Origin of the sequence: Nonomuraea sp. NPDC049649 (assembly GCF_040675175.1) — a bacterium.
Lineage (GTDB): Bacteria > Actinomycetota > Actinomycetes > Streptosporangiales > Streptosporangiaceae > Nonomuraea.
On record NZ_JBFAOH010000094.1, the window covers coordinates 1 to 2,329 of the forward strand.

The window sequence follows — 2,329 nt, forward strand, 5'->3', positions numbered from 1 at the left end:
GCCACGAGCGTAGGTCCTTGCGTAGTGCGAACTTTGGTCGGTTCAGCACGGCAACCTACGCTCGTTCACTTTTACACCGCATCTCGGACGCGACCCACAGTCCAGTCGCGTCCTCCCACACCCACACCTCCACTCGGCCCACGGCCACTCCGGCGCCGGAGGAGACACCTCTGGCCGCACCGGCCACCCCATCGACCGTGGTCACGCTGCCCGGCGGTGGAGTTGTGGCGCTCTCCTTCGCCACCGGGGTGGCGGTCGCACTCGCTTCGAGCAGGCTTCGCCAGCGGCGACGGGTTGACGTCCGCGACGTGAAGGAGCCCGTGGCCGTGCTCATGCCCGAACCGGACACCCCGGCCGTACGAGCGCTGGAGCAAGCACATCGACGGACCTACGTCGAACCCGATGAAATGCCGCCGGACGATTTCGAGCTGGTCACGTCGTCCTTCTCGACCGACCCGCCGATCTCACTCAAGGTGGGGGCCCGTGGCGAGAATCTGGTGTCCCTGGCATTGTCGGGCCTGAATCTCGCCCTGACCGGCCCAGGAGCCGAGGATTGCCTCCGGGCAATCGTGTTGGACCTCCTGACCCAATCGGACCACCATCGCGCCGAAATCGTCATGCCCCGCCAGGACGCTGTGCGGTGGTTCGGCCCGTCTATCGAGACCATGACCGAACACCTGCCTGGTCTCAGACTGGTGCCCACGCTGGATGACGCGGTCGATCATCTGGAGGGACAGTTCGTCGCCCGGCGCCGCATGCTGCGCGACTCCGACGCCGAAGACATCCCCGAACTCCGCGAAGTTGACCCTGCGGAGCCGTTGCCGGCGCTGCTGCTGACCGCGTGCTCCCAGGAGAACGATTCCTATCTGGGCTCGCTTATGTGTCACGCGCCCAGGTTCGGCATCGGGGCCCTGCTCGTGGGGCGATCCCCCTCCGGCACCACCTGCGAGATCGCCGATGACCATCAAGTGGCGGAGGTCTCCGGAGCCCTGGCCGAGGAGTTCCACGACATCACGCTGTTCCACCTTCCGAAAGAGGCCGCGAGCGTGGTGCTGAGCAGGCTCGCCGCCTCGAACGGTATGCCCTCAGAAGAGCCTGCGCGAGAAGTGAACCTGGCTGTGCCGCCACCTAGCACGGCTGAGCCCCTCGTGCATTTCCGCATCGTTGGTGAGCCGGTCATCGAGGTGGGCGGCAAGGTAGTGGATCTGTCTGGACGTACCAAGGCTCTGGAACTCTTCGTCCTCCTCGCCGCGCACCCCAAGGGCTTGGACCGCGAGGAGATCTGCGAGTACCTATGGCCGGACGTGGAGGAGAAACTGGCCGGCTACCGCTTCCACAGCGCCCTCAAGGACCTGCGCCTCGCCCTCCGAGAGACCAGCGGCCTGGGCGCCAAGGAAGCCAGCTTCGTCGAGCGGTCCGGCAAGTGCTACCGCATCGAGGCCCAGCACGTCGACGTCGACCTGTGGGCCTTCCACCGGGCACTTGCCGAGGCACGCACGGCCATTGACGAGGAAACTAAGACGCTCGCGTTGGAAGAGGTCGTCCGGCTGTGCCGTGGGCAACTAGGCCAGGGCCTCAGGTACGACTGGCTGGACCAGGACTACCGGTGGCCGTTGGCGGTGGCGAGCGTCAAGGCGCTTCTCCAACTTGGGGCTCTTCACGAGCGGGCGGGCCGAAACGAGCGCGCACTGGAAATTTTCGACCAAGCCTGCATACTCGACCCAGACATGGAAAGCGCGGTCAAAGCCTCTATCCGTCTCCTCGTCGAACTCGGCCGCACAGACGAAGCCCGTCTACGCGTCCGACACCTCAAAGCACGACTTGCGACACTCGGCGTCGACGCATCGCCTGCTACCGAGGCACTGTTCGACCACATAAACCGAAATTTCTGAGCATCACGTATTCGTTCGGGCTCACCGTAGGCGGCGCGGCCGGTTCTCGGGCCTAGACGTACAGTTTGGCCGCACTGCATCACCTCGATCGTGCAGGGCATCCTTGTCCTACAAGTCCATAGCAGTAACCTCAGTGACCATTATCTGTTTCGGGCTGAGACTGACTCTGCTGAATTGATGTGGAGGCCGTTTTTCTCGACTCCGCACAGGCACCCCTCTGCTATGCGAAACGCAAGTCTCACTGATCTGCTGGTCGCTTCTGGGGCCTAACCGACTCTTTGGCGGAGTGCCCTCCAGTTGGCGAGCTCTCTGTCTTGTGCTAGGGCGAAGATCAGGCGTCCTTGACCTGCGTTCCGCAGCTAATCCATGATCCAGGGCGCGTTCGGGCCTGAAACCGCAGGTCGGCGCGTTACGGCCTAGTGGAAACGACGAAAAGC

1 protein-coding gene is annotated in these 2,329 nt (G+C 64.0%); it reads left to right on the forward strand.

What is annotated here, in order from left to right:
• The first annotated feature begins 197 nt into the window (after positions 1–197).
• Positions 198–1,892, forward strand: coding sequence for a bacterial transcriptional activator domain-containing protein (locus tag AB0J42_RS37555; protein ID WP_364303336.1), 1,695 nt, complete (start codon positions 198–200; stop codon positions 1,890–1,892).
• Positions 1,893–2,329: the final 437 nt, after the last annotated feature.